The 24,463-nt window shown below is 57.3% G+C and carries 15 protein-coding genes and 3 pseudogenes; 7 read left to right on the forward strand and 11 right to left on the reverse strand.

Annotated elements, in window-relative coordinates:
• The first annotated feature begins 38 nt into the window (after positions 1-38).
• Entirely contained in the window at positions 39-1,427 is a 1,389-nt protein-coding gene (locus AC1RQ9_RS11855) for an aminotransferase DegT (protein WP_485987094.1), read from the forward strand.
• Between the two features lie 212 nt (positions 1,428-1,639).
• Here AC1RQ9_RS11855 and AC1RQ9_RS11860 read toward each other — a convergent pair whose 3' ends face one another.
• The 6 genes from AC1RQ9_RS11860 to AC1RQ9_RS11885 all read right to left on the reverse strand — a co-directional run bounded on the left by AC1RQ9_RS11860 (position 1,640) and on the right by AC1RQ9_RS11885 (position 9,460).
• Entirely contained in the window at positions 1,640-3,007 is a 1,368-nt protein-coding gene (locus AC1RQ9_RS11860) for a sugar porter family MFS transporter (RefSeq protein ID WP_485987095.1), read from the reverse strand.
• Positions 3,008-3,040: 33 nt separating this feature from the next.
• Positions 3,041-4,168 carry an L-dopachrome tautomerase-related protein gene (locus AC1RQ9_RS11865; RefSeq protein ID WP_485987096.1) on the reverse strand — a complete coding sequence of 376 codons (1,128 nt, stop codon included), beginning with the start codon at positions 4,166-4,168 and terminating at the stop codon, positions 3,041-3,043.
• A gap of 109 nt (positions 4,169-4,277) precedes the next feature.
• On the reverse strand, positions 4,278-5,747 hold the full coding sequence (gene xylB, locus AC1RQ9_RS11870; RefSeq protein ID WP_485987097.1) for a xylulokinase: 1,470 nt from the start codon (positions 5,745-5,747) through the stop codon (positions 4,278-4,280).
• 401 nt (positions 5,748-6,148) lie between these two features.
• Positions 6,149-7,291, reverse strand: coding sequence for an acetoin dehydrogenase dihydrolipoyllysine-residue acetyltransferase subunit (locus AC1RQ9_RS11875; RefSeq protein ID WP_485987098.1), 1,143 nt, complete (start codon positions 7,289-7,291; stop codon positions 6,149-6,151).
• A gap of 1 nt (position 7,292) precedes the next feature.
• Entirely contained in the window at positions 7,293-8,321 is a 1,029-nt protein-coding gene (locus tag AC1RQ9_RS11880; protein ID WP_485987099.1) for an alpha-ketoacid dehydrogenase subunit beta, read from the reverse strand.
• A 173-nt stretch (positions 8,322-8,494) separates the two neighbouring features.
• Positions 8,495-9,460: a thiamine pyrophosphate-dependent dehydrogenase E1 component subunit alpha gene (locus AC1RQ9_RS11885; protein ID WP_193733823.1), complete on the reverse strand. Its 966-nt coding sequence runs from the start codon at positions 9,458-9,460 to the stop codon at positions 8,495-8,497.
• Positions 9,461-9,677: 217 nt separating this feature from the next.
• Between AC1RQ9_RS11885 and AC1RQ9_RS11890 the strand changes: the two genes are divergently transcribed.
• Complete coding sequence (locus AC1RQ9_RS11890) at positions 9,678-10,643, forward strand: helix-turn-helix domain-containing protein (RefSeq protein WP_485987101.1); 966 nt, start codon at positions 9,678-9,680, stop codon at positions 10,641-10,643.
• 267 nt (positions 10,644-10,910) lie between these two features.
• Complete coding sequence (locus AC1RQ9_RS11895) at positions 10,911-12,707, forward strand: Hint domain-containing protein (RefSeq protein WP_485987102.1); 1,797 nt, start codon at positions 10,911-10,913, stop codon at positions 12,705-12,707.
• Positions 12,708-12,847: 140 nt separating this feature from the next.
• Here AC1RQ9_RS11895 and AC1RQ9_RS11900 read toward each other — a convergent pair whose 3' ends face one another.
• Entirely contained in the window at positions 12,848-15,097 is a 2,250-nt protein-coding gene (locus AC1RQ9_RS11900; RefSeq protein ID WP_227672794.1) for an EAL domain-containing protein, read from the reverse strand.
• 75 nt (positions 15,098-15,172) lie between these two features.
• Positions 15,173-17,146: a putative bifunctional diguanylate cyclase/phosphodiesterase gene (locus AC1RQ9_RS11905; protein ID WP_485987103.1), complete on the reverse strand. Its 1,974-nt coding sequence runs from the start codon at positions 17,144-17,146 to the stop codon at positions 15,173-15,175.
• Between the two features lie 845 nt (positions 17,147-17,991).
• Between AC1RQ9_RS11905 and AC1RQ9_RS11910 the strand changes: the two genes are divergently transcribed.
• The 3 genes and pseudogenes from AC1RQ9_RS11910 to AC1RQ9_RS11920 all read left to right on the forward strand — a co-directional run bounded on the left by AC1RQ9_RS11910 (position 17,992) and on the right by AC1RQ9_RS11920 (position 19,910).
• A complete protein-coding gene (locus AC1RQ9_RS11910) occupies positions 17,992-18,225 on the forward strand; it encodes a hypothetical protein (RefSeq protein WP_485987104.1) in 234 nt (77 codons plus the stop codon).
• A 15-nt stretch (positions 18,226-18,240) separates the two neighbouring features.
• Positions 18,241-18,753, forward strand: a pseudogene (locus AC1RQ9_RS11915) (alpha/beta fold hydrolase); the annotation flags it as partial.
• Between the two features lie 230 nt (positions 18,754-18,983).
• The gene (locus tag AC1RQ9_RS11920; RefSeq protein WP_485987105.1) at positions 18,984-19,910 is read left to right on the forward strand and encodes a DMT family transporter; all 927 of its coding nucleotides are present in this window, start codon (positions 18,984-18,986) and stop codon (positions 19,908-19,910) included.
• A 175-nt stretch (positions 19,911-20,085) separates the two neighbouring features.
• Here the strand turns inward: AC1RQ9_RS11920 and AC1RQ9_RS11925 are convergent.
• A pseudogene (locus AC1RQ9_RS11925) lies at positions 20,086-20,628 on the reverse strand (transposase); the annotation flags it as partial.
• A 309-nt stretch (positions 20,629-20,937) separates the two neighbouring features.
• A complete protein-coding gene (locus AC1RQ9_RS11930) occupies positions 20,938-22,263 on the reverse strand; it encodes an MFS transporter (RefSeq protein WP_485987106.1) in 1,326 nt (441 codons plus the stop codon).
• Between the two features lie 570 nt (positions 22,264-22,833).
• Here AC1RQ9_RS11930 and AC1RQ9_RS11935 point away from each other — a divergent pair.
• On the forward strand, positions 22,834-24,030 hold the full coding sequence (locus AC1RQ9_RS11935) for an epoxide hydrolase family protein (RefSeq protein ID WP_485987108.1): 1,197 nt from the start codon (positions 22,834-22,836) through the stop codon (positions 24,028-24,030).
• 123 nt (positions 24,031-24,153) lie between these two features.
• Here the strand turns inward: AC1RQ9_RS11935 and AC1RQ9_RS11940 are convergent.
• Positions 24,154-24,279: pseudogene (locus tag AC1RQ9_RS11940) on the reverse strand (IS5/IS1182 family transposase); the annotation flags it as partial.
• Positions 24,280-24,463: the final 184 nt, after the last annotated feature.

Genomic DNA, 24,463 nt, shown 5'->3' on the forward strand with positions numbered 1-24,463 from the left:
CGTTCCTTATCACCTATGGAAAACGGATACATGCAGCCATGTCCACAGATACAGCAACACCCGTCCTTATTGCCGGTGGCGGCCCGGCCGCCATTGCCGTCCTGCTTGCCGCATCGCGCATAGGCGAACTGCCACGCCTGCTGGATGAAGGTCTTGTCCTGGTTGAACAGGGGCCGCATATCGGTTCGGGCATGCTGGGGCGATATGTCATCAATTCCGACAGCGCGGCCGAAACATTCGTCGATGCGATAACCGACAACCCGGTGCCCGAACTTGCACGCCTGACTCATCACCCCATGGTGGAAATGATACGCAACCATGGGCGGCTTCCATTACCGCTACGTGTCGTGGCGGATTTTCTGGATATCGTGGGACAGGTGCTGACAACCCTCATCACCGCCCATCCCGCGTCACGGATCCTGACCGGATGGCAGCTTAAAAGCCTGCACCAGAACGTGGATGGCAGATGGCGGGGCTATCTCATCTCCAGTGATGGGGCGCATACGCAACACATCATTGCCAACAAGGTGGTACTGGCGATGGGCGCGCACCAACCCGAACAGCGGCTTCATGATGAAATGGTGGCTGAAGGCCCCCTGTTGCCCCGCCATGCAGGCAGGGTCATGCAATCCGACGAACTGCTTTCCCCCGATGGCATCGCCAGATTACGCGCCATGACGGCCGGACAGGACAATCCCAGGATTGCCGTCATCGGCGGCGCCAGCAGCGCATTGTCAGTCGCACGCGTCATAATGCGTGACATGGCGGACCGCATCATACCGGGCAAACTGACACTGCTGCACAAATCCCGCCTGAAGCTGTTTTACCGTACGGCGGAAGAAGCCGTGGCGGACGGATATACGGAATTCCATGAAGATGATATCTGCCCGGTCAGCCAGTTTGTGTACCGTTTTGGTGGCCTGCGTTATGATTCGCGCGACCTGGCCATGCAGTTGATGGGCATTGCAGGCGCCCCGCCTGAACCCCGCCTGCGCGATGTGCAGATAAAGGACGACAACCATGCGGAAGTACAGGCCATTATAGATAATGCCGATGCCATTATCGCCTGTTTTGGCTACCGTCCCCGCCGCGTCATCATGATCGATGCGCATGACCGCCCGATCGCCCTGTCCACGGATACCCCCGATGGCTGCCTGACCGGCCCGGAATGCGGTATCCTGAATGCGGCGGGACAGGAAATTCCGGGTCTGTTTGGCCTGGGTCTGGCATCGGGTTTCCGCCCTACCGGGGCGATGGGGGGCGAAACCAGTTTCCGCGGGCAGGTCAACAGTCTGTGGCTATGGCAGACCGCCATTGGGGAAAAGATCCTTCATCACCTTCTGCCGCCCGAAACGCCACTGCTTGCCCCCACGCCACGTCGGCGCGCGCCCATGCTGGAACCAGCGCGCGGACATCTCCATCCCTGAATATCCATTTCCTGTATAACCAGAGCATGGCGGACATTTCACTGTCCCGCCATACCCGTGTTATCAGAGACTGTTTGAAACAGCCTGTCCCCTGGGACATCTGAAAAAATCATAAAGAAGTTTTTGGTGAAGATTTTTTCAAAAAGCTTCGACAGGACACCACCTTTTTGAAAAAAGGCGGCACCCAGAAACTTTTACTTTTATTTATCTGGTCAGGTCAGGGAATTAAACGTACCCGCCTTAAGCGCCGTTTCAATTTCTTCCAGTGACCGCCCGCGCGTTTCAGGCACATAACGCCATACAAATGCAAATGCGGCCAGGTTGATTGCAGCATACATCCAGAACGTACCCGCCGCCCCCAGCGCCTGTACCAGTGACAGCGTGGTCAGGGAAATCAGCAGGTCCGCCGTCCAGTGCGTCGCCGCCACCAGGCTCATACCTTTGCTACGGCATGACAGGGGATAGACCTCCGCCCCCACCAGCCATATGGCGACAGACAGGCTGCCAACATTGAATATGGCGTAACAGACCACCGCGGCTGCCGTTATCCATGTATTGACGCCATGGGTTGATCCGATGGCAAACATTGTTGCCAGCACCATAAGGGAGACAACAGCACCGGGAATAAGCCGCAGCAGCAGCCTGCGCCGCCCCCATGCATCCACCGCCCAGCTGCCAAACGCGGTGGACAGCACCATGGCAACCCCAATGGCAATCGAGGTCAGCAGGGCGGACGCCTGTCCAAAACCAACGCCGGCGAAAATGGTTGGGGCATAATACAGCACCGCATTGATGCCCGTAATCTGGCAGAATAACGCCACCCCGACCGATGCAATCACTGCCGGGCGCACCCATGGCTGCAACAGCGCGGACCATGGAGCCTGTTCATCATGCATGGCGACAATGGAATCCAGTTCCGTCCGCGCGGCCTGCGGGTCGCTGCGCAGGCGCTGCAACACTTCGAACGCACCTTCCAGGTTGCCCTTCATGGCCAGCCAGCGTGGACTGCGTGGCAGGACCGACATGCCGACAAACAGGATGACGGCCGGCACGATGCCCAGCCCGAACATCAGCCGCCATGACTGATTGCGGCACAGATACCCCGCGATGAAGGACACAAGGATACCCGACACAACCGCAAGCTGGAACAGGACCACCATCTGCCCGCGTTTTTCACGCGGGGCAATTTCCGCGATATAGACCGGCACGATCTGCGAACACATGCCCACCGCCAGCCCGAGTATGAACCGCGCGCAGACCAGCACCACCACCCCGGGCGACAGGGAGGCAACCAGCGTGCCGACAATGAATACAAGGGCGGCAAACATGATCATGTAACGCCGCCCCAGCCGGTCCGACAGCGGGGCCGCCACAAGACAGCCCCCCAGCGCCCCGGCAACGATGGCGGATGTCACGATCTGCTGCCCCAGTGTGCCCAGGGTAAAATCTGTGGTGATCTGCAGCAGGGCTGCGGAAATGATGCCGGTATCATACCCAAACAGGAGGCCGCCCGTGGCGGCGACCCCCGCAATCAGGTTCACGATGCCGGATCCAGGGGCGGTCTGCCTGTCATGCGCCATTATTATGCGTTCTTTCCAGCTTGCCCTTCAGGCTTATTTCAGGGGAATGCGCACCACCAGCCATGGCCGCTCTTCCATGTCGTGACCGTCATGGAACACGGGCAGTCGTCCCCACTGGCCGACCGTCAGCCACAGGGCGCCGTCATTCAGGGTCAGTCCATCGGGGGCGATCAGGCGCGGGTCATGCGCGACAACGGACAGATGTCCGTCCGCCGTGCGGCGCAGCACCGCATGGCGTTCGATGTCCGTCAGGTACAGGGTATTGTCCGGGCCGGTGGCCATACCATCAACCACGGAATCTTCCCCTTCGTCACGCACAGCGCGTTCCAGCTGCGCAGGCTTGACGGCAGGGTCGGCCAGCAGCGCCGTAGGCACGCTGTAAAGCCTGCGGCTGGACAGGGGCTGCCAGTACAGGCGGCTTGAATCCGTGCTCAGCGTCACACCATCGATGCCCCCCTGTCCCATGGCCGGGTGCGCCATGTCATAACGCAGCATCTGCCCGTCCAGTTCCATGGCGAAGCCCGGTTCCGCCCGGGTCGAAGGGGCATTTTCCAGCACACGCCGCGCATGCCCGGTTGCAATATCGACAACGATGATCGCCGGATGATCCATAAGCGAGGTATCACTGATATAGGCCGTGCCCTGCGCACCATGTGTCATGTCCACACGCACGTCATTGACATGGCTGTCGGACCGCGTGGCACCAGCGCCCAGCGGTATGGTCGCCACGATCTGCCCTGTATGCCCATCCAGCCCGATCAGCGACGGGGCGGCTGGTGTTGTCTGTCCGGCGACGATCCCTTCATCCACGATCCACAGCCGACCGGTTGCATCCACCGTCATGCCAAGGGGGGAGACAAAACGCGCCTGCGTTGCCTCATCGGGAAAGGGGGTGGCCTTGCCTTTGTGCAGCACGCCCAGGCGTGGTCCCTTATGGTCGGCGGCACTGCGCGGGAAGGCCAGTACAATGCGCCCGTCAGGCAGGGTTGCGATGCCCGAGGGCTGCATGTCGTAGAAGCGCGCAACTACGCTGATATTGCCCGACGGGGCCGCCCCATGATCCACACTATCGCGGGCAACCGCCCCTACGGGGGGCAGAAGCCCCAGCACGGCGGCCGCACATACGCTATATAATGTCCTGTTAAATAGGCCTGTTTTCATAACGCTCTCCGTTCCCCTGTTCATGCCCGATATGGGCGACATGGTCGTTATAGGCTATAACAGCCTTTTACCCGGTCGGGACATGCCACAAGCATGACGCAGCGTCCGTTCAGGCGGGCTGCGCATCCATTGCGGAACGAAGGGCAGGATAGAGCCTGCGGTAAAACGCCAGCGGCGCGGCATAGGCGCTGACCAGTTCGGGATCGGGATCCAGTGTTTCCTCGCGCTGCTGTGGCAGGCAGACGGCCTCCACCGCCTCCCCCGTCACGGCAATGCGGGCCAGGCGGGCGGCGCCAAATGCGCCCCCCTGTTCCCCATGCGCCAGCCGGTGCAGCGACAGACCCGTGACGCTGGACAGGATGGAAACCCATGTGCGGCTGTTGGACCCGCCACCGATCACGTCCGCCTGTGTCACGATGGAACCGGCATTCGCCAGCGCATCCACCACATCGCGGAAGGAAAAGGCGACACCTTCCAGCACGGCCTGCGTCATGTCCGCGCGCGTGGTGTTATGGGACAGGCCGGCAAACATGCCGCGGATACGCCCGTCATTATAGGGTGTCCGTTCACCCGACAGATACGGCAGGAAAACAACAGGCGATGGCCGCGTCACATGCGCAGGCAGTTCCGCCAGCAGGTCGCGCTCCGCCATGCCGGTCGTACGCGCCCACCATGCCAGCGAAGACGCAGCCGACAGTGTCACCCCCATCTGGTGCCACATATCGGGCACGGCATGGCAGAAAGCATGGATCCCACCCTGTGGATGCGGCCGGAACCGGTCGGTTGTCACCCACAGCACGCCCGATGTCCCCAGCGACAGGAAAGACGACCCTGCCCTGACCGCGCCCAGCCCCACGGCACCCGCCGCGTTATCACCGGCACCGCCCGCCATGACCGGGCGCGCATTCATGCCCCAGCGCCGGGCCAGTGCTGAATCCAGAATACCTGCGGGCGCCGTGCCTTCCACCAGTGCAGGCATGTTGTCACGCTGCAGGCCGGTCGCCGCCAGCGCATCATCGGACCAGCAGCGACGCCCCACATCCAGCCATAGCGAACCCGCCGCATCCGACATGTCCTCGATCATGTCGCCGGTCATGCGGTAACGCAGCCATGCCTTGGGCAGCAGGACATGGCGGGTGGCGGCAAAGACCCCCGGTTCATGTTCTGCCACCCACAGCAGCTTGGGCGCGGTAAAGCCCGGCATGGCGATGTTGCCGCATATTTCACGACTCTGGGGAAACCTGCGTTCAAATTCCGCGCATTGCGCCACCGCGCGCACGTCATTCCACAGGATGCACGGGCGCAGCACATCACCATCCCGCCCCATCAGGACCGCGCCATGCTGCTGACCGGACAGGCCCATGCCCGTAACCTGCGCCATTTCGGCCGGATGGGCGGCGGCCAGTGCGTCCATCGCACCCAGCAGCGCCGTCCACCAGTCCTGTGGTGCCTGTTCGTTCCACCCCGGATGGGGCGAACTGACACGCAACGGATATGAATGACTGCCTATGACATGCTGGTTGCCGTCAACCAGAACGGCCTTGAGGGCGGACGTGCCCAGATCAATTCCGACAAACATTATTATTATTCCCGTGCCGTAACTGGTTTTCCAGTCCGACTGTTCTTGCTTTGCCGCTTTGTTATGCTCCAAGTGAATACACATCGGGGGTGGCATGGCAAGTCCGTGGGGCACACCTTCTGGTGACCTGCAGTCACAGAAAATTTTTCGCAATACGAAACATTACAGGCGAAAGGGGAACAGTATTCGATATCGTTATTAATTCGAAACAGTTCCGTGCATAAAGAACCATTCGTGGATCCTGCCAACGGAATATCCAGCATTCCATAAGAATGCTTTCGGCATGGTTGCTTAAGGTAAAACACGGGAATGCCGCCTTTTTGAAAAAAGGCGGCACCCGGAAACTTTTATTTATCAGTGGGGAAATTCTACGAATACAGCCTGTATTCAGGTTTTTCCCTTTATGTAGCGACGACTTTCGATTTCATGAATTCCTCTACCATTTCATTAACCCTGGCTGCGCTTTCAAGCTGGGGCATATGCCCGATATCCGGCAGGATGTGCCGTTCAACGGCCGTGGACAGGCCATCGGCCTGTGTCGCGGGCAGGATTTCATCTTCCCGGCCCCAGATCACGGTTACCGGAATATCCACCGCCGCCAGCGCGGGACGCAGGTCATCGCCCTGATGCCCACCCGGGAAACAGGCATCCGCCACCGTGCGCAGTGCGGCCTGCACTCCATCCAGCCGTTTATAGCGCAGCACGTCATCTGACATGCGCCGCCCGATCAGCGATTTGTCATGCACAAGGTATTTCAGCACGTCCTGCACCGCGCGCACGCGATCGGCTTCGATAAAGCCGTTGATGAAGGTCATGTTGATCTGCGGCCCAAGCCCGGCAGGCGCCACCAGCACCAGCGAGGCCACGCTCTGCGGAACAGTATGCGCCAGTGTCAGCGCAATACCACCACCCAGCGAATGCCCCATGACATGCGCCTGTTCAATTTTAAGCTGCGCCAGAAGCTGCGCCGTAACATCGGCGAAGAACGCCAGCGTGCCCGGCCCGACATCCTTTGATGATCCGCCATGTCCCGGCAGGTCAAAGGCAATGACACGTCGCCCATGCGCAAGGGCTGCGTGATTGAGCATCCAGTTTTTCAGGTCACCGCCAAACCCATGGATCAGCAGCAGGGGCGTGCCATCGCCTTCCCCCCGTTCATGCACGCGCAGGGTATGATTGCCCACCGTCATCATGACCGGTTCATCAGCCGGCGCACTGTCCGACTGCGCATCGGCTGATGCCGCAAATTCAGTCTGGAAGCGGGTAATGAAGGCGTCAATATCCGTATCCGGCACCGCCGGGTCGGCCACAACGCCAATCAGCGCGCCCACGGGCAGCATTTCCCCGTTGCCCGCGACCTGTCGCCGCAGCGTGCCGGTTACGGGACTTTCAAAGGCATTGGTGATCTTGCTGGTTTCGATATCAACCAGTTCGTCACCGGTTTTGATGGCCGTGTCCGGTTCGACCATCCACCCGGCAATCTTGCCTTCGGTCATGGCCAGCCCGAATTTAGGCATGGTGATGGGGGTTATGTCATGGGTCATGTCAGACTTTCTCCACTACGCGATGGGCCATGGTGGCGGTCACGGCGGCCTCGATCCTGTCCACGCTGGGCAGGTACAGCGTTTCCAGAACGGTGGCGAAGGGAACCGGCGTATGCGGCGGCACCACGCGGCGGATGGGTGCGCGCAGGATATCGAATGCCTCTTCCGCCACAATGGCCGCGATATCGGTGGCCATGTTGCACCGTGGGCTGGATTCATCAACGATCACCAGCCGCCCGGTATCGGCCACGCATTCCAGGATGGTGTCGCGATCAAGTGGGGACGTCGTGCGCGGGTCAATGACCGTGCAACTGATTCCCTTCTTTTCCAGCCGGTCGGCCGCCTGGTTGGCCAATCCGACCATGCGGCCAAAGGCGACGATGGTGACATCGCGTCCCTCCCGCGTCAGGTTGGCTTCGCCAAACGGGATGGCATAGGGTTCGTCTGGCACGTCTTCCTCCTCATCATACATCACCTTGTTTTCAAGGAAGATGACGGGATCATCATCGCGGATGGCTGAAATCAGCAGGCCCTTGGCTTCGTAGGGTGAGGACGGGATGACCACCTTCAGGCCGGGAATATGCGTAAACAGCGGGTACAGCGCCTGACTGTGCTGGGCGGCGGCATTGAAGCCCGCGCCGAACATGGCACGGATCACCAGCGGGGTGCGGGCCTTGCCGCCGAACATGTAACGGAACTTGGCCGCCTGGTTCATGATCTGGTCCAGACAGCAGCCGACGAAATCGACAAACATCAGTTCCGCCACCGGCCGCAGTCCGGTCACGGCGGCACCTGCGGCGGCCCCGATATACGATGCCTCGGTAATGGGGGTATCCAGCACGCGGGTGTCGCCAAATTCCTCCAGCAATCCCTTGGTCACGCCCAGCACGCCGCCCCATGCGTCCTTTACGCCAGCCGATCCGCCACGGCCGCCCGCGACATCTTCACCCATCAGGATAACGGTGGGATCGCGGCGCATTTCCTGCCTCAGGGCTTCATTGATCGCCTGCCGAAAGCTTTTCTTGCTCATGGTTCATTTCTTCCATGCATTGGAGGCTGTTTGGAAACAACCTGATGATAAAAAATAAAAGTTTCCGGGCGGCGTCTTTCCAAGCGTTCTGGAAAAATCTTCGCCAAAAACTTTCTTATGGTTGCAGGGTGTTTCCTGATCTGATTTTTCAGGCAGCCTCCCGGGGATACGGGTCAGTAACGGACATACACATCCGCCAGCAGGTCGGCGGATTGCGGCAGCGGGTCGTCCTTGGCCTGCACCACGGCGGCCTCGATTTCGTCCGCGACGGCGGCATCGACCTCATCGAGTTCGCTACCCTCAAACAGACCAGCCTGTGTCACGCGCGTGCGGAACAGCTTGAGACAGTCATGGTCACGTTTGGCAATCGCCACTTCATCCGCCGCGCGGTAGGTCATGGCGTCCCCTTCAAAATGTCCGTACCAGCGCGCCAGGTGGACATGCAGCATGACCGGTCCCTTGCCTTCGCGCGCATGGGCAATCGCCTCACCCGCGGCCTGATGGACGGCAAAGTAGTCCGACCCGTCACATTCGATATAGGGCATGCCAAAACCCGCCGCCCGTGCCTGCTGCGTGCCGGCGCAGGCATAGGACGCGGCAGTGGCTTCGCCATAGCCATTATCTTCCACCACGAACACAGCGGGCAGGTTCCATACGGAAGCCAGGTTGAGACTTTCCAGTGTCGATCCCTCGTTCGACGCCCCATCGCCATAGAACGCCACGGCCACCCCACCGTCACGCAGGGTCTTGTGCGACAGCGCCGCCCCGCAGATCAGCGGCGGGCCGCCGCCCACGATCCCGTTCGCCCCCAGCATGCCACAGGCAAGATCGGCAATATGCATCGACCCGCCCTTGCCACGGCATACGCCAGTGCTGCGGCCATAGATTTCGGCCATCATGCCTGCCACACCCACACCCTTGGCAATGCAGTGGCCATGGCCGCGATGGGTGCTGGCTATGGTATCGTTATCCGTCAGGTTGGCGCACACGCCTACGGCGGATGCTTCCTCGCCACAGTACAGATGAACGAAACCGGGAATTTCCCCCGTGGCGAATTCAACATGCAGGCGCTCTTCGAACATGCGGATGGTCCGCATGGCCCGGTAGGAGCGCAGCAGCGTTTCACGCGCTATTTGCATGGTTATTTTCCCTGTTTTTTTTCTGGTCCCGCAGCACTGCGCCTGTGCATGCTGCCGGGCTGTGTGCAGCACACACGCATTGCGCCATTGCGGGCAAGGACACACCACGGCCCGTTCACGCCCATGTGACGCGATGTGTACAAAGTGTCGCGAAACCGCGACACTCAGGCAGGTGTTTATCCGCCACCCCCCGCAATACTGAACGCAAGGAAACAGCATGCTGCGTGGTTCCAGCTTCCTGCGTCCTGCCGTTCCGGCCATGGATACGCTCCAGACGGGGCTTGAAGCCTCATGGCAGCGTTGCCGGCACGAGTACGGCCTTGACCCCGCAGCGGCCACCCTGCCCGACGTACTGTCGGGCGCGGAACTGCGGCAGGCATGTTTGCGCATGGGGCGGCTGCTGTATTTTGCGGGGCCGGAAATGGAACGGCTGCACACGGCGCTTGCCCCGGTTGGTTATACCGTCATGCTGTCGGACATGGATGGCATCGTACTGACGCATCAGGCGGCCAGCACCCTCCGACGTGGTTGCCGCCGGTGGCATTTCTGGCCCGGCGCGGTATGGGACGAACGTCATGCCGGGACAAACGGCATCGGCACGTGCCTGGCTGAACAACGCAGCATAAGCGTCCACCGCAACCAGCACTGGCGCAGTGGCCTGCATGGGCTGGCAGGGATTGCAACGCCGGTTTATGACGCATCGGGCCGGATGGCGGGCGCGCTCAATGCCAGTTCGTTCCATCCCACGCCCGATGGCAGCCTGGGCGTGCTGATTGCATCCAACCTGCTGCAGGCGGCGCAGCAGATTGAACAGGCCTGTTTCATGGACCGGTATCGTGGCCATGCCATCATGCTGCTGGGCAATGCGGCAGGGGCGTCCGTTCCGCTGGTCGCACTGGACCGCGACCGGCACGTAGTGGGGGCGACCCATGCCGCGCGTGCGCAGATGGGTCTTCCCCCCACGCAGGATGTAAATGTGTGCCTGCTGGATGATACGGCCATCCCCGCCCCGACCGCGCCATTGCGCGAAGCCCAGACCATGGCCATCCATACCGCACTGGCCAGCGCACGCGGCAAGGTTGCGGTCGCCGCCCGCATGCTGGGCATAAGCCGGTCCACCCTACACCGCAGGATCCGTACCATTGCGGAACAGGAGCAGGCGCAGGCCGACGCACGCGCCTGAACGCCATGGACCCGGCGCCACCGGCACATATCAACGCAGGGTCTTCCCCTGTTTTCACGGACAGGCGGCCTGTTTCCGTCATCACGATGCCACGTCGTCCGTTTACGGATTGATCATTTTTATAAAATAGACTGCGAATTCGGATTTTATGAACTTCCCTGCCTGAACCATTCCAGAAAAAAGGTGCCTGCCATGCTTCTTATTAAAATAAAAATCCGTTATCGCAATTTAAAAACAAATATATAAATAAAAAAGGGATAAATTAAAATGTCAGACACAAATATTATTTATGGATATGAAAATACCGTCAATCAGAGCGGCGATTATATTCTTGCCCCAGCAGGATGGATAATTGGAATCGTAGGTATAGGCGGCGCAACTGCCACATTCGAAGGAAGCGATGTCAATGCGACCCTCTCCTTTGCCCCGACCCTGGTCGGCGCGCTAAACCCCTATTCCGTAACATCCGAGGACGGGGCGCATGTAACACTGACCGGCACCGACGGATCCCTTATATCCGCCGTGACCGGCACCACGATTACCGCAAACGGGGGAACCGTCACCCTGGCGGGCGAAGATGCCATTTCAGCCCTGTCCGGCACCACCTATAATATCGAGAATGGTGGCACCCTGATGATCAACCAGGTGCAGGGGGCCGATGCCATCGCCGCACTGGGGGGGTCAACGGTCAATTTCGGCACGGGTGGTGGAACACTGGTCATTACACCGGGGTCCAATGTATCCATTCTGGAATTCCCCAGCATCACCGGGTTTGACCAGCCGGGCGCAACCATAGAAATTCCGAATGCGACCGCCATTGCTTCCGTATCGCAGTCCGGCGACAGCACCAATATCGTCACGACCACCGGCCAGACCATTCAGGTCCAGGGTGATTTTTACGATTACGCGACCCAGCACAACCTGTTCCAGTCAACCAGCGACGGGAACCTGTATATCAGCACTACCCCCGTCAACAGCACGGGCGATACGGGCGTTCTGGTCTGTTTCCTGCCGGGTTCGATGATCTCCACCCCATCCGGCGCGGTTGCGGTGGAAGACATCCGGGAAAATGACGAAGTCCTGGCGCTGGTGGACGGCCGGATGATCCCACGCAGGGTGACATGGGCTGGCAGGGCACGGGCACATGTCCGTGCAGGCATGCCCGATGATGAAGCGGGATACCCCGTGCGGATCATGCAGAACGCCATTGCCGATGGCGTGCCCTGCAAGGACATGCTGATAACGGCTGAACATTGCCTGTTTTTTGACGGCCGGTTCATCCCCGCCCGCATGCTGGTCAACGGGCGGTCGATCTTCTACGACCACGCGATCCGTTCCTATGATTACCATCACATAGAAACAGAAGAACATTCTGTCATCATGGCCGATGGCATGCTGACGGAAAGCTATCTTGATACCGGCAACCGTCGTGCCTTCCAGCAGGATGGAAATGTCATCCGCATTGGCGGAAAGGTCCGTGACTGGGCACGGGATGCCGCAGCCCCCCTTGGCGTCAGTCAGGATTTTGTTGAACCCCTTTTCCGCCAGATCGAGGCACGGGCAATTGCGGCGGGCCGGGACAATGTATCCGAAACTCCTGCCCTGAATGACGATCCCGCACTTTACCTGCTGACGGAAACGAATGCCGTCATCCACCAGATACGCGCAGCCAACGGGTTTGTCTTTTTCATGATCCCCCCTGGCGTGCAGGACGTGCGCATCATGTCCCGTACTGCCCGCCCATCGGATACAATCGGTCCGTATGTGGATGATCGTCGCCAACTGGGTGTACTGGTCAAGGACATCAAACTGTTTGAGGGCAATGCCACGCGTACCATCACAACCCATCTTGCGGAAAATGCACCAGCGGGATGGTACGATGGCTGGTACGCGCCACGCAACGTTCCGTGCCGATGGACGGATGGGCAGTCATCCCTGCATCTGGGTACGCATTACGCCACCGCTGCCATGCGTCTGCTCTGCATCGAAATTCTGGCAGGTGGCCCCTATGCCGTTGTCAAAAACGACACGGTCGAAACGGATAGTCCACGCCTTACAGCCTGAACAGGCATGGATTTAGGCCGATCAGGGGAGCAGATGAAATATCTGCTCCCCTATCTGCATCAGTTGCCCCCTAAAACCTGCCCTGTCGTAAAAATTTTTGGTGAAGCTTTTTTAAAAAAGTCGGTGCCCGAAAACGTTTATTATTTTGATTTGGCCTGACCTGAATTCTGTTTCTTACCCGATATCTTGCGCATCGCTGGCATGATTTTGCGTGGTTGCCTGAACCACGTTTCAAGATCCCTGGGCGCCATGGGTTTTGCAAACAGGTAGCCCTGCATGACATCACAATGCAGGCTTTCCAGAAGTTCATACTGCGCTTCGGTTTCAACCCCTTCCGTAACAACGGTCATGCCCAGACGGTTGCCGATGCCAATAACGGCGGTGGTCACGGCCTGCGCATTTGCATCATGTTCCAGATTCATGATGAAGCTGCGATCAATCTTGATTTCAGTCAGCGGCAGACGGGTCAGGCGCGACAGGGATGAATAACCTGTTCCGAAATCATCCATGGACAGGCCAACATTCAGGTTACGGATGGCATGCAGCACATCCATCGTATCCTTGTTTTCATCCATCATGACGCTTTCGGTTATTTCTACCGTCAGTCGCGTCGGTGCGATACCGAACCGGGTCAGCAGGTTGGAAATCATTTCAGGCAACTGCCGCTTGCGGAAATGCCCTGCGGACAGATTGACCGATACAGCCGGGATCACGACGCCATCATGATCCCATGCAACAATCTGGCGGCAGGCTTCTTCCAGGCACCACGCACCGATCGCCTCGATCTGCCCGGTATCTTCCGCCACCGCAATGAAGCGTGAGGGGAAAATATTACCCAGATGCGGATGATGCCATCGCGACAGGGCTTCCACCCCATACAGGCTCCCTGTTTTCGCTTCAATCTGCGGCTGGTAATGCAGGTTCAGCAATCCCTTGGCCAGGGATTCACGCAGGGCGGACCCAAGGACAAGACGATCCTGTGCCGCGGTATGGTCCTCCGGTGTCGCGACGCGGAATGTGCCCCGAGCTTCCTTCTTGGCAAGACGCATCGCAGCTTCGGCATGGCCGATCAGGGACTCACTGTCCGGGCCATTTTCGGGAAACATGCTGATCCCTACACTGACCGAAGCCGCAAGAAAATTCCCCCCGATTTCGATGGGTGCTTCCATGCCATGGATCAACGTTTCGGCGAATGCCGTTGCACTGGCGGCCTTGGTATCAGGCAGGATGATGACGAACTCATCCCCGCCTGCCCGGCTGAGGATATAATGGCTACGGCACAGGCTTTTGATCCGTATGGCCACGGCTTTCAGGAAATCGTCCCCGTTGGCATGCCCCAGCGCATCGTTAATATCACGGAAACGGTCCAGGTTGAGCATCAGCACCGCGAAATGGTTATCGCCCGGCTTGCCAACCTGGGTTTTCAGGACCTTGTGAATGGCGGTCCGGTTGAGGAAACCCGTCAGGGGATCATAATTTGCCAGTTGGGAGATATGGTGCCGGGCATCGTACTGTTCGATCAGCACACTGCAGAACGGCACGCAGCCTGCCACGACTTTCCGGGGCCAGTCGCTGGTTTTATTCAGGTTGCGTGAAAACAGGGCAAATATTCCCGATATCTTCCCGTTGCCTGCCTTGATGGCGGACGCCCAGCAATGATGAAGGCCCAGCGAAACCCCGAGGGATTTATAGCTGTCCCACACAACTGTCGCGGCCTCGTCCAGATCATTGGACAGGGCCATGATGTCCGCATCGGACAGGGTCACGTTTTCCAGCGCCGCAGCATAACGTCGGGGCAGGCCGGGGCCGGACAGAACGCGCAGGCGATGTTCTTCATCAATCAGGACCAGAATGGCGACCGTATTGGGAACGAAATTTTCAACCTCGCGACAGACAAGATCAGCCACATCCTGAATCTGCATTTCGGTCGAAAGGGACTGAAAGACCGTATTCTGCAGATCCAGCAGCTTCTTGCGGTGATTTTCTTCCGTTACGGCCTTGATGGACGCCAGATAGTATTTCTCACCCTTCGGACCGATCGGGCTTGCTGACAGCGTCAGTTCACCTGTGATGTAATCGCCATGCCTGTTCTCGAATATGATTTCCCGCGACGTGCCGACAATTGCGTTGATATCCGTCTCACGGTTACGGGCGATGTAGCCATCATGCCCCTGCCGGGCGAAATCCGGCACCAGCATCCCGACATTATGCCCAAGAACCTCGTCCTGCGTATAACTCCACAGCTTTTCCGCGCCGGTATTGAAAAAAATGACATCATTTTTTTCATCGATGACAACAATGGCCTCGGTCGCGTCATGGAGCAGGCGCAGCGCCGCAACCCCCGACAGGGATGGTTTGCGGGACGGTGGGGCAATAAGAAGTTCATTCATGATGATAGGCCAGTTCACAATTGGGCAGGCACGGTGCGTTGGTCTGCATAGAAGACGGCAGAACGGGATCGTGGATCAGGCAGGTTGCAGTCCCAGTGCTTCGGCACGCGCCGGACGTCCCAGCAGGAAACCCTGCCCCGCCACGCAGCCTTCGCCCCGCAGGACTTCAAGCTGCCGTGGTGTTTCGATCCCTTCCGCTAGCACGGAAATATTCATGGTGCGGCCAAGGGCCAGGACGGAACGGACGATGGCGGCCGCATCCGAATTGGTTTCGATCCCCTTCATGAAACTGCCATCCAGCTTGATCCGGTCGAACGGGAAAGACCGCAGCGTATCGATGGATGAATAACCCGTCCCGAAATCATCCAGTGCAATCGAAACACCCAGTTCCTTGATCCTGCGTACGATTTCCAATGCACGTTGCTTGTCATCAATAATTGAAGTTTCCGTTAATTCCAGTTCCAGCCGCGCGGGGGGCAGACCTGTATTTTCCAGTGTTTCCTGAACCAGCCGTGACAGGTCAGGATGAAAGAACTGCACCGGTGACAGGTTGACCGCCAGCTTATACGAAGGGTCCCAGTGGGCCGCCTGTGCGCATGCGGTCTGCAACACCCATTCCCCCAGGGGAATGATCAGGCCATTTTCTTCCGCCACGGGAATGAACTGCGCAGGGGGCACCTCGCCACGTTCGGGGTGGTTCCAGCGCAGCAGGGCTTCGTAGCCAAAGATCTCACCCGTCGCTATGGCCGTCTGTACCTGATAATGCAGGGACAGTTCGCCCTTTTCCATTGCAGTCCGGAGATCCGCCGCCAGCGCGCGCGCTTCACGGACCGTTTCATCCATGGAGGGTTCGTAATACGCGACCGTCCGCACCGGATCCGCCTTGGCGCGATACATCGCAAGGTCCGCGCGTGTCACAAGTGTTTCCTTGTCGGTCGCATCCTTCGGGAACAGCGCCAGCCCCACGCTGCCGCCGGTTGTGACTTCGTAATCATCAATCGGGATGGGCAGGTTGATGGCTTCCTCGATCCGGGCAACAAAAGCATTCAGTTCGTCAGGATCGCTGGTCAGATGGACTGCCGCGAATTCATCACCACCCAGCCGGGCCACGAATTCGCCTTTCCCCAGCATCTCGGTAAATCGGTTGGCAATGGTGACCAGAACGGCGTCCCCTGCGGCATGCCCCCTTACATCATTGATTTCCTTGAATTTATTAAGGTCAATGCCAATCAGCGCGAACTGCGTCGCGTCCTTTTTGGCATCCTCGATCACCTGGTCCAGATGATCGTTGAAGCTGACACGGTTGGGCAGCGACGTCAGGGCGTCGTGCAGGGCCATCTGGCGCATGCGTTCATAAGATTCCGCCCGCGTCGCATCATCAATCGAAAAGCTGTTCCCGCCCGTGGCGACAAGCAGAAGGGTCGTAATGGCCAGCGCAACCCCAAGGACAACCGGGGTATTGCCACCTGCCGTCAGGTCAGCAGACAGCATGGTCGTGCGCATGGCGGATACACCGACAAAATGCAGGCCGGCAATGGCCGCGACAAACAGGACCGTCGCCAGAAGTTCACGATGCCGGTTCCCGCTACGCAACAGGCACTGAAGCGACAGCGTGCCAAAAGCCATGCCCAGCAGCAGGGACAGCCCGATTGTTGGCGCGCTCCATGCCATATGTTCGCCAAAATCCACTGCATACATGCCTGAATAATGCATACCAGCAATAGCCAGCCCCAGTACGATGCCCCCCATGGCCGGTCCCATCCGGCTTTTGCTGGTGGTCGCGATAACGGTTGCCGCCAGCACACCCCCGGCCGCAATCGCAAACGAAAACAGCGTGAATGGAATGTTCAGCAACCCGGCCACGCCGGGCATATAGGCCAGCAAAGCCAGAAAGTGGGTGCACCATATGGTGGTCGCACCAGCCGCCGCACATTGCAGATACCATGAATGGTTTTGCCGCCCTGGTGTCGCAGCAATACGCGCCATGATGCGCATCGTGATCCATGACCCTGCAATGCAGACGATCAGGGCAGAAATCAGAAGGGGCATGTTGGAGTCCACTATCGTTTCAAGCAATTGAAGCACGGCATTATTCCATGATGAAGCATACGATGTAGTATTTATTACTATTTTAATTATTTATTTTTAATTCATGCATTATTATTTTTATAGGTATTTTATATAACTGCGCATGGATAAATATTTTCACATCTATTTATTATGCGAATTTTTACAAATCCTAAAATGATTACTTTTTATGTCAGATATCTACCTCTTTCGATCGCAGATAGGGCAATATGAATACAAATAAATAAAATGTGATATGTTATTTATTCAGTTTAGTATAATTATTTATCACACCCTTCTGATTATATTTTTCTTTCCGGTCTATATTTATAAAAGAAAGAAAAGAAATGATTTTTCCCTTATTTTTCACCACATCAGGTCATATCCGCCCATATCACCCGCACAACTGTGCATGGCGATCATGCGGAGATGGAAAGTTCCCATCACTAAATATTTCAGATCTGTTACTCTCTCGATAATATTTAAAAAATATCTGTAACTGTTTATATGAATAAAATATCTTCTGCATGCCCTGCATAGCGGAACAGACAGAAGAAACCGGATCAATACCCACCACCATTCATGTAAACCAACCAAGCGACGTGATGGACACAGCGTCCTGCTACGGCAAAATCAGGGTAGTTCATTGCGCCAGGCCATCATATTGGTGTGCAAGGGCCAGCGGGGGCATCCATATTGATTAGCTTGCAGCGACTTTCCACAATGACCATCCGTCATCTCGACCGGAGCAGCATGGCCATACGATGTGGAAATACCCATGGAACCTGCTCGTAACGCTCTCTTTGCTCATATGCCTGCCGTCCGGAATGTTCGCACATGACCGTCCCCATCCAGCCATCCCCCCAGACCGGGGTGAGAACGAACGGATCTTCAACCTGCCCCTGAATGACGGTGAACAGTTAAGGTTACTTTTTTCCACTCCGGCCAACCGCCGGGGAATCATCATCATGTTGCCCGGCGGGACAGGGGATATCGGCCTTGAACAGACCGGGCGCATCCACCACGGAGACAATTTTGTGGTGCGCACGCGCGGCCTGTAGAACAGCCACGGATACGCCGTTCTTATTCCCGACACGATTGACCATGCCAATCTCAGGGGCCACCGCAATTCTCCGACCTATGCGCGCGTTGTCGAAGACATCGTCACCTTCGCGCACCGGCAGGGACCAGAACCCGTTTTCCTGCTGGGCACAAGCCAGGGCAGCATCGCGGCCGTGAATGCCGCGGCGCACGCCGCAGCCAACAGTATCGCCGGTGTCATACTGACGGAATCCGTTTCAGTAATGGGCGGCAGCAGGGAGACGATTTTCACTGCCGCCCCGCAAAGGATACGCATACCTGTTCTTGTCGTTGCCAATCGCGCTGACCGATGCGACGTCGCACCACCACAGGCCGCCCAACGGATCGCAGCCTCCATAACGGCCTCCAGGGACGTGCATGTGCTGATGGTTGCAGGGGGAAACACCCGATCGAAAAAGGATTGTAGCTCCCTGTCCCCACATGGCTACTTTGGTATTGAAGATCAGGTCATTGATGCGATCAGCCAATGGCTGGATGCCCATGCCTGACGACCCATGTCAGCAGAGCGTTGATAAGGTCAGCCCCAAAACGTTCTTATGGCTGACGGCGTAGCATGGGCGTACCCTGATTTCAGGGGCAAATCTGCTACATGAAAAAGATAGGCGCGTCATATAAAATCCGACGCAAAAAATGCATGACTGGATTTACCGACAAGCGCTGGTCTTTCCTCGCCTGGATCCATATCTGCGCCTGAACAATTTTTTCGTGAGCAGTCAGGATGAAGAATACCGGTCTTTCGGCGGGCATGATGCTGGCGTTTGCGGCATATGCCGCATTTTCGATCAGTGACGCCTATTCCAAGCTGCTGGCAGGGCTGATTGACCCGTTTGAAGTGGCGTTTTCCGGTGGTATCTTTGGCCTGCTGCTGATCCCCTTCATACGCGGAAAAAACGAATCCTATCGTGATCTGTTCGTGATCCGGCAGCCGGTCATGTGGGGGCTACGGGCGGCTGCCACCTTTGTCGCCACAGCGGCAAGTGTCGAAGCCTTCATGCTGCTGCCCATGCCGGAGGCCTTTTCGCTTATTTTCCTGATGCCATTTTTCGTGACCATCCTTTCTGTTGTGCTGCTGCGTGAAAAAGTTTCCACACTGGACTGGCTGTCTGTCATCGTGGGCTTTGTCGGGGTGCTGATCGTGCTACGGCCCGGCCTGCGCGCGTTACAGTTCGGGCATCTATGCGCGCTGATCGCGGCCATGGCAAATGCCGTGGGTGTCATTGCCTACAGGCTGGCAGGAAAAAATACGCCCCGCCTGTCCATATTCAGTTCCAGCCTGTGCGGTCCCCTGCTGGGCAACGGCGCGCTGATGGTGGCCCATGCAAGCTGGCCGCAGGGTGCCACAATCTGGATGTTCCTGTTCGGCTATGGCTTCCTGGCAGCACTTGGGCAACTGTTCATGATGATGGCCGCCACGCGTGCGACCGCCAGCGCGATCGCCCTGCCGCAATACAGCCAGATGCTGTGGGCCGTGGCGTTCAGCTCTTATGTATTCCACGAATTGCTGGACAACTGGACCTTTGTGGGCATTGCTGTGATCATCGCGTCCGGCCTGTTCAAATGGGGTTATCCGCGTGCGGTTACCAGACTGGCTGCCATAAGGCAGCAGAGGCTTGCCCCACCATGCGGCCCATATCCACTGGCGTGACCTGTGTGGTGCGGCATTCGAAGCAGGAGTGGCATCATCACTTCCTGATCGCCACTCAGCTTTTTCACCTGTCCAATTTACTCACTCTGCGACAGTCCGGGGAACATATTTTGATGCGTGCGGTTTATCAGTAACTGCCACAGTGGATTTATTGACGCGGCAGGATTTCAAATCATTTTGCCGTATCGAAGCACCGGATGGTCTCGACCGTGAATTCGAGAAAGGCGGCCTTAGGCCCCATCTGCGAACAGGCGCTACCCCACGCCAGCGTTTGCGGATGGTATCCAGGATCATCTGTCCTTCCGTATTATCCGAAATCTCAGCCGACATCATAAACGCGTTCCTTTGCATGGGGCGCCTTGATGTCCCGACTGTCGATGCCACCACCGTAAGGACTGGTCTCGCAGCCTGCGATTTCATGATCGAGCATCAGACAGACACCATGGATGGTCTGGAACAGGAAACGGCGCATCAGCCTGTGAAACGGTGGTCTGCCATGGACCAAAATGAACTGACGGCGTTTCCCAGCCGCATCCTGAGCAGACAGGATAGCGCAGCGCATTGATGGTCTCACGACAATCAGTTGCCCGCTTCCGTCCACGCCGGTTCGCAAGCGGCATCGGGGCGCTATGCGCTTGCATTCCTCATCGGTCAGATCAAAGGGATAGCGTTTCGTCTTGCGCGTAATGTTGGCCATACGGGCTTGTTGTGCTGGCATCTACAGCCTGCGTTTGAATCACGCACCAACCTTCTTGAAAACCTATCACATCAAATTTCCAAACGGACCCTTACAGGCACAGGCTCTGCTCACGGGGCAGAAAAGGGCGGCTGTAAAGCCTATGACAGCAACGTATTACGCGCCCCTGTCGCTCAGATCGGCGCCGAAGCTGTTTGGACGTGCCTTCAGTCAGGATCAGTGATGGCACACAGATTGGCCCCGGCGTTTAGCTCCTTGCAGCCAATCATCCGCGCGACCGTGAATTATGCAGGAAGGTTCTGGAATCCGGCGCAGCCTTTGCGTAGCTGATTACCTTGTCCCCAGAATACCTGGCCCCTGTCGCGGCCATGCCAGAAGGCATAGCGCCTGCATACAGACCGCCCCCAGCGGCAACCAGACAAATCCGGCCGTAATCCATGCAGACAGTTCCGGTGGTTGCGTAGTTCCCGCCTCAACATAATGTCCCTGTGACAGGAACTGCGCCAGAACGAAGCCGGTCAGGCCCATCGCCAGTTTCGTGACCCATGTATTGATCGAATACGCCAATCCCGCTGATCCGGTCGACGTCAGTGGATCACCATCATCCACGGCGTGTGCCAGCAGAGTGTAATACAGCGGGGACATTACTCCCTGCGCCAGAGCCAAAAGACCGACTGAAAGGAAAAAACCGGTCATGGACGCACCCGCCACGGCCATCGCCAGATAGGCCATGCCTTGTACAATCAGGCACAGAATACCGCTGCGAACAGTCCCCACATATCGGGTAAGCGGAAGGCACGCCGGCACACCCGCAAACAGCAGGACGGTGATGAAGGTAATGATATTGGCACCCAGTTGCTCCGTTCCGCCAAGGACGATGCGGGCGTAATACAGCGCAAATCCGAACAGTGCCGCCTGTCCCACGAAATAAAAGAATGCAAGAAGGTTACTAATTACCCATTGTCGGTTTCCAGAAAGATGACGCAACGTGACTATCAGCCCCTGCCGGACGGGAACTGGTGGATGCCGCACGGTGCAGCCACGCGCCACGCAGAGCCATAAAAAACAACCAAGAACCGACAGTCCCAGCACATACACCGCCATGCCATACCGGTGCTGCGCCGCACTTTCGCCCCCACCCAACCAGGTAATGGCGGGAATGGTCAGCAATGCCACGAGCAGAGATCCGGCCTGGCAGCCCATCATACGGAACGCATTCAGTCCAACACGCTCTGTAGCGGATCGGCTTATCATAACCGCCAGTGCACCATAGGGTGTGTTGATACAGGAATAGATCGCACCGAATACGATATAGGTCAGCCCCGCCCACAGGACTTTCCCGGTGGGCGAAAGCGGCAGGGCCAGAAAGCACAGGAACCCCGTTATTCCGAAGGGTATGGCAAGCGTTCGGATCAGGCGCGGCACAGTCAGGCCGCCCATGCGGTCAACAATGTAGCCGATGGCTGGATCACAGAAGGCATCAACAACACGGGCTACCAGCAGAATCCACGATACGGCCACAAGCGGCAGGTCATAGATATCCGTGTAGTAATACATCAGATAGGATGACGTCATGCCCCACATCATGTTGGAGGCAGCATCACCACAGCCATAGGCCATCTTTTCCTTCAGGAGCAAAGTATGACTGCTTTCCATTATTCCGTTTGTCCCTGAAATATCCGGTTCAGACAGACGCTAGCATGCGCTGCCAGAACGACAAGCCACGCCATATGCGGTTCATTCCCTATCCAGTCATGATGTTTACGTTCCGGAAAAAGCCAGCATGGCTTGATGCGCCCCGGATAAGGGGGACCACCTGATGATCCCGTCCGTCGACAGACTTACCTATCCGCCAGTATCAACAATGGAAAAGGCCTACGTGCGAAAATACGACACCATTTACAGGACCATCTGATCCACAATCTGCTGGATCCATGTATCCGTAATCGGCGCGTATGGGAAATCAGCACACGACAGGAGAACGCCCCATACAGCAGATCGAGAATGCGTCCGCCAATATCCGCACGCACCCCAAACCGTTCAAGTGCGGCTACCCTACCTTTCTGCGCGGTTCGCTCCATCGCTGCCAGATGCCTGCTCAAGTGACGGACCAGACTGTGCTGCGGAGGTCATGAACCATGACGAACGCGCGTAGTTAAAGTGTAACGCTTCATCAACATAACCAATTTGGAAAGTCATGAGGCGACGCCCTACGCGGAGAAGATCATGATCTCGTCCTATACAATCGCCATACCTGACGAACGGCTCGCTACGATCAAGGCCAATATCGAAGCCTATGACTGGAGCCAGCTTCCGGATGCGGGCGGCTGGTCAGCGGGCGTCGGGATCGATGACCTGAAGCGCCTCATCACCTATTGGAAAAATCACTATGACTGGCGTGCAGTCGAACAGCGCCTTAACCGATTGCCCAACTTTACGACCGATATCGAAGGAGAGCATCTCCACTTCGTTCATATGAAAGGTAACGGTTCCAAGCCACCCGTGCTTCTTCTCCACGGCTGGCCAGGCTCGTATCTTGAGTTTGAACGTTTACTGCATCCCCTGGCTGCAGACGGACAGGATGTTGTCGTCCCCTCGCTCCCCGGCTTTGCCTTTTCCAATCCGATTACCGGTGTCATAGGCCCGCGCCGGGCAGCCGAACTTACGCACAGACTGATGGTTCGTCTGTTCGGTCAGGCGCGCTATGTCGTTCAGGGTGGCGACTGGGGCGCACACATTGCAAGCTGGATGGCCTGTACACAACCCGCTGCGCTATTCGGCATCCACGTCAACACGATGAGCGTCTTCGCCGATGACACGATCCCGACAACCCTTGAGGAAAAGGATCTGTTCTCCCGCCGTGCCGCGATCCTCGACCGGGAGACCGGCTACAGTTACGAGCAGTCAACACGCCCGCAAACATTGGGCGTTGCTATGGCCAATAGCGTGGTCGGTACGGCTGGATGGATACTTGAAAAATTTGGTAAGTGGGCGGACCTCCCGACGTTCTCCGATGGCAGCCCGGATATCTGGAGCAGGTTCTCGGAGGATGAACTTATTACCAACATCATGCTTTATATTGCACCTTCGGCAGTCATGACGGCGACATGGATCTACCTCGGCAGGCGCCTGGAAGGTTCGGATCGGTTTCCTGCCGGCACGCACATAGGTGTGCCGACCGGGGTCGCGGCGTTTCCAGATCCCGTGTTCCTGCCAACGCCACGCTCGTTTGCGGAGAAGACCTACAATATCGTACACTGGACAAACATGACCAGAGGCGGCCATTTTGCTGCTCTGGAAGAGCCGGACCTGATGTTGGCTGACCTGCGTGCCTTTATTGACAAGGTATCGAAAAAAACACTCCTGAAGCCGATGCCGCGCATCTTCGTCAGACGTTCATTGTCAATCGGTACTCAAAAGTAACTTCTGATCAACATGCAATATTAATTCTCTGTTGAATATCCGGACTGTTTCCAAAAGCCGCATGCAGCAGGAGACTGCCGGGGCAGTTACGAGTCTGGAGAACAGTTCAGTTACGGTTCTTAAGATGACAATTGCTGCGATATGGATTGCGGATATGAATGTATGGACGCAGCGATCATATCTGGTCGCAACAGGTCGCCAGTCTTTCAGTTTTGCAAACATGTTTTCGATAAGGTAGCGCTTTTTATACGCGTGCCAGTTGTAAGGCGGCTTTGATTTCCGGTTTTTCTTTTGAGGAACTCAAGCTGTGATATTGCGCTTTGCAATCAGTAACCGGATCAGGTATTTCCTATGTACATCCTGCGCGTATATTCGGAACGCAGAAAGCCGCCCTTCCGGACGGCTTAGTATATTGATGGTATTGTATAAGATA

The sequence above is a fragment of the Komagataeibacter ossonobensis genome (assembly GCF_057359305.1).

Bases quoted from the DNA above. Each gene is read 5' to 3' on its own strand.
- AC1RQ9_RS11905 (WP_485987103.1), bottom strand. From the start codon at position 17,146: ATGCCCCTTCTGATTTCTGCCCTGATCGTCTGCATTGCAGGGTCATGG.
- AC1RQ9_RS11890 (WP_485987101.1), top strand. From the start codon at position 9,678: ATGCTGCGTGGTTCCAGCTTCCTGCGTCCTGCCGTTCCGGCCATGGAT.
- xylB (WP_485987097.1), bottom strand. From the start codon at position 5,747: ATGTTTGTCGGAATTGATCTGGGCACGTCCGCCCTCAAGGCCGTTCTG.
- AC1RQ9_RS11875 (WP_485987098.1), bottom strand. From the start codon at position 7,291: ATGACCCATGACATAACCCCCATCACCATGCCTAAATTCGGGCTGGCC.
- AC1RQ9_RS11920 (WP_485987105.1), top strand. From the start codon at position 18,984: ATGAAGAATACCGGTCTTTCGGCGGGCATGATGCTGGCGTTTGCGGCA.
- AC1RQ9_RS11910 (WP_485987104.1), top strand. From the start codon at position 17,992: ATGTTCGCACATGACCGTCCCCATCCAGCCATCCCCCCAGACCGGGGT.
- AC1RQ9_RS11880 (WP_485987099.1), bottom strand. From the start codon at position 8,321: ATGAGCAAGAAAAGCTTTCGGCAGGCGATCAATGAAGCCCTGAGGCAG.
- AC1RQ9_RS11895 (WP_485987102.1), top strand. From the start codon at position 10,911: ATGTCAGACACAAATATTATTTATGGATATGAAAATACCGTCAATCAG.
- AC1RQ9_RS11860 (WP_485987095.1), bottom strand. From the start codon at position 3,007: ATGGCGCATGACAGGCAGACCGCCCCTGGATCCGGCATCGTGAACCTG.
- AC1RQ9_RS11855 (WP_485987094.1), top strand. From the start codon at position 39: ATGTCCACAGATACAGCAACACCCGTCCTTATTGCCGGTGGCGGCCCG.
- AC1RQ9_RS11930 (WP_485987106.1), bottom strand. From the start codon at position 22,263: ATGGAAAGCAGTCATACTTTGCTCCTGAAGGAAAAGATGGCCTATGGC.
- AC1RQ9_RS11865 (WP_485987096.1), bottom strand. From the start codon at position 4,168: ATGAAAACAGGCCTATTTAACAGGACATTATATAGCGTATGTGCGGCC.
- AC1RQ9_RS11900 (WP_227672794.1), bottom strand. From the start codon at position 15,097: ATGAATGAACTTCTTATTGCCCCACCGTCCCGCAAACCATCCCTGTCG.
- AC1RQ9_RS11935 (WP_485987108.1), top strand. From the start codon at position 22,834: ATGATCTCGTCCTATACAATCGCCATACCTGACGAACGGCTCGCTACG.
- AC1RQ9_RS11885 (WP_193733823.1), bottom strand. From the start codon at position 9,460: ATGCAAATAGCGCGTGAAACGCTGCTGCGCTCCTACCGGGCCATGCGG.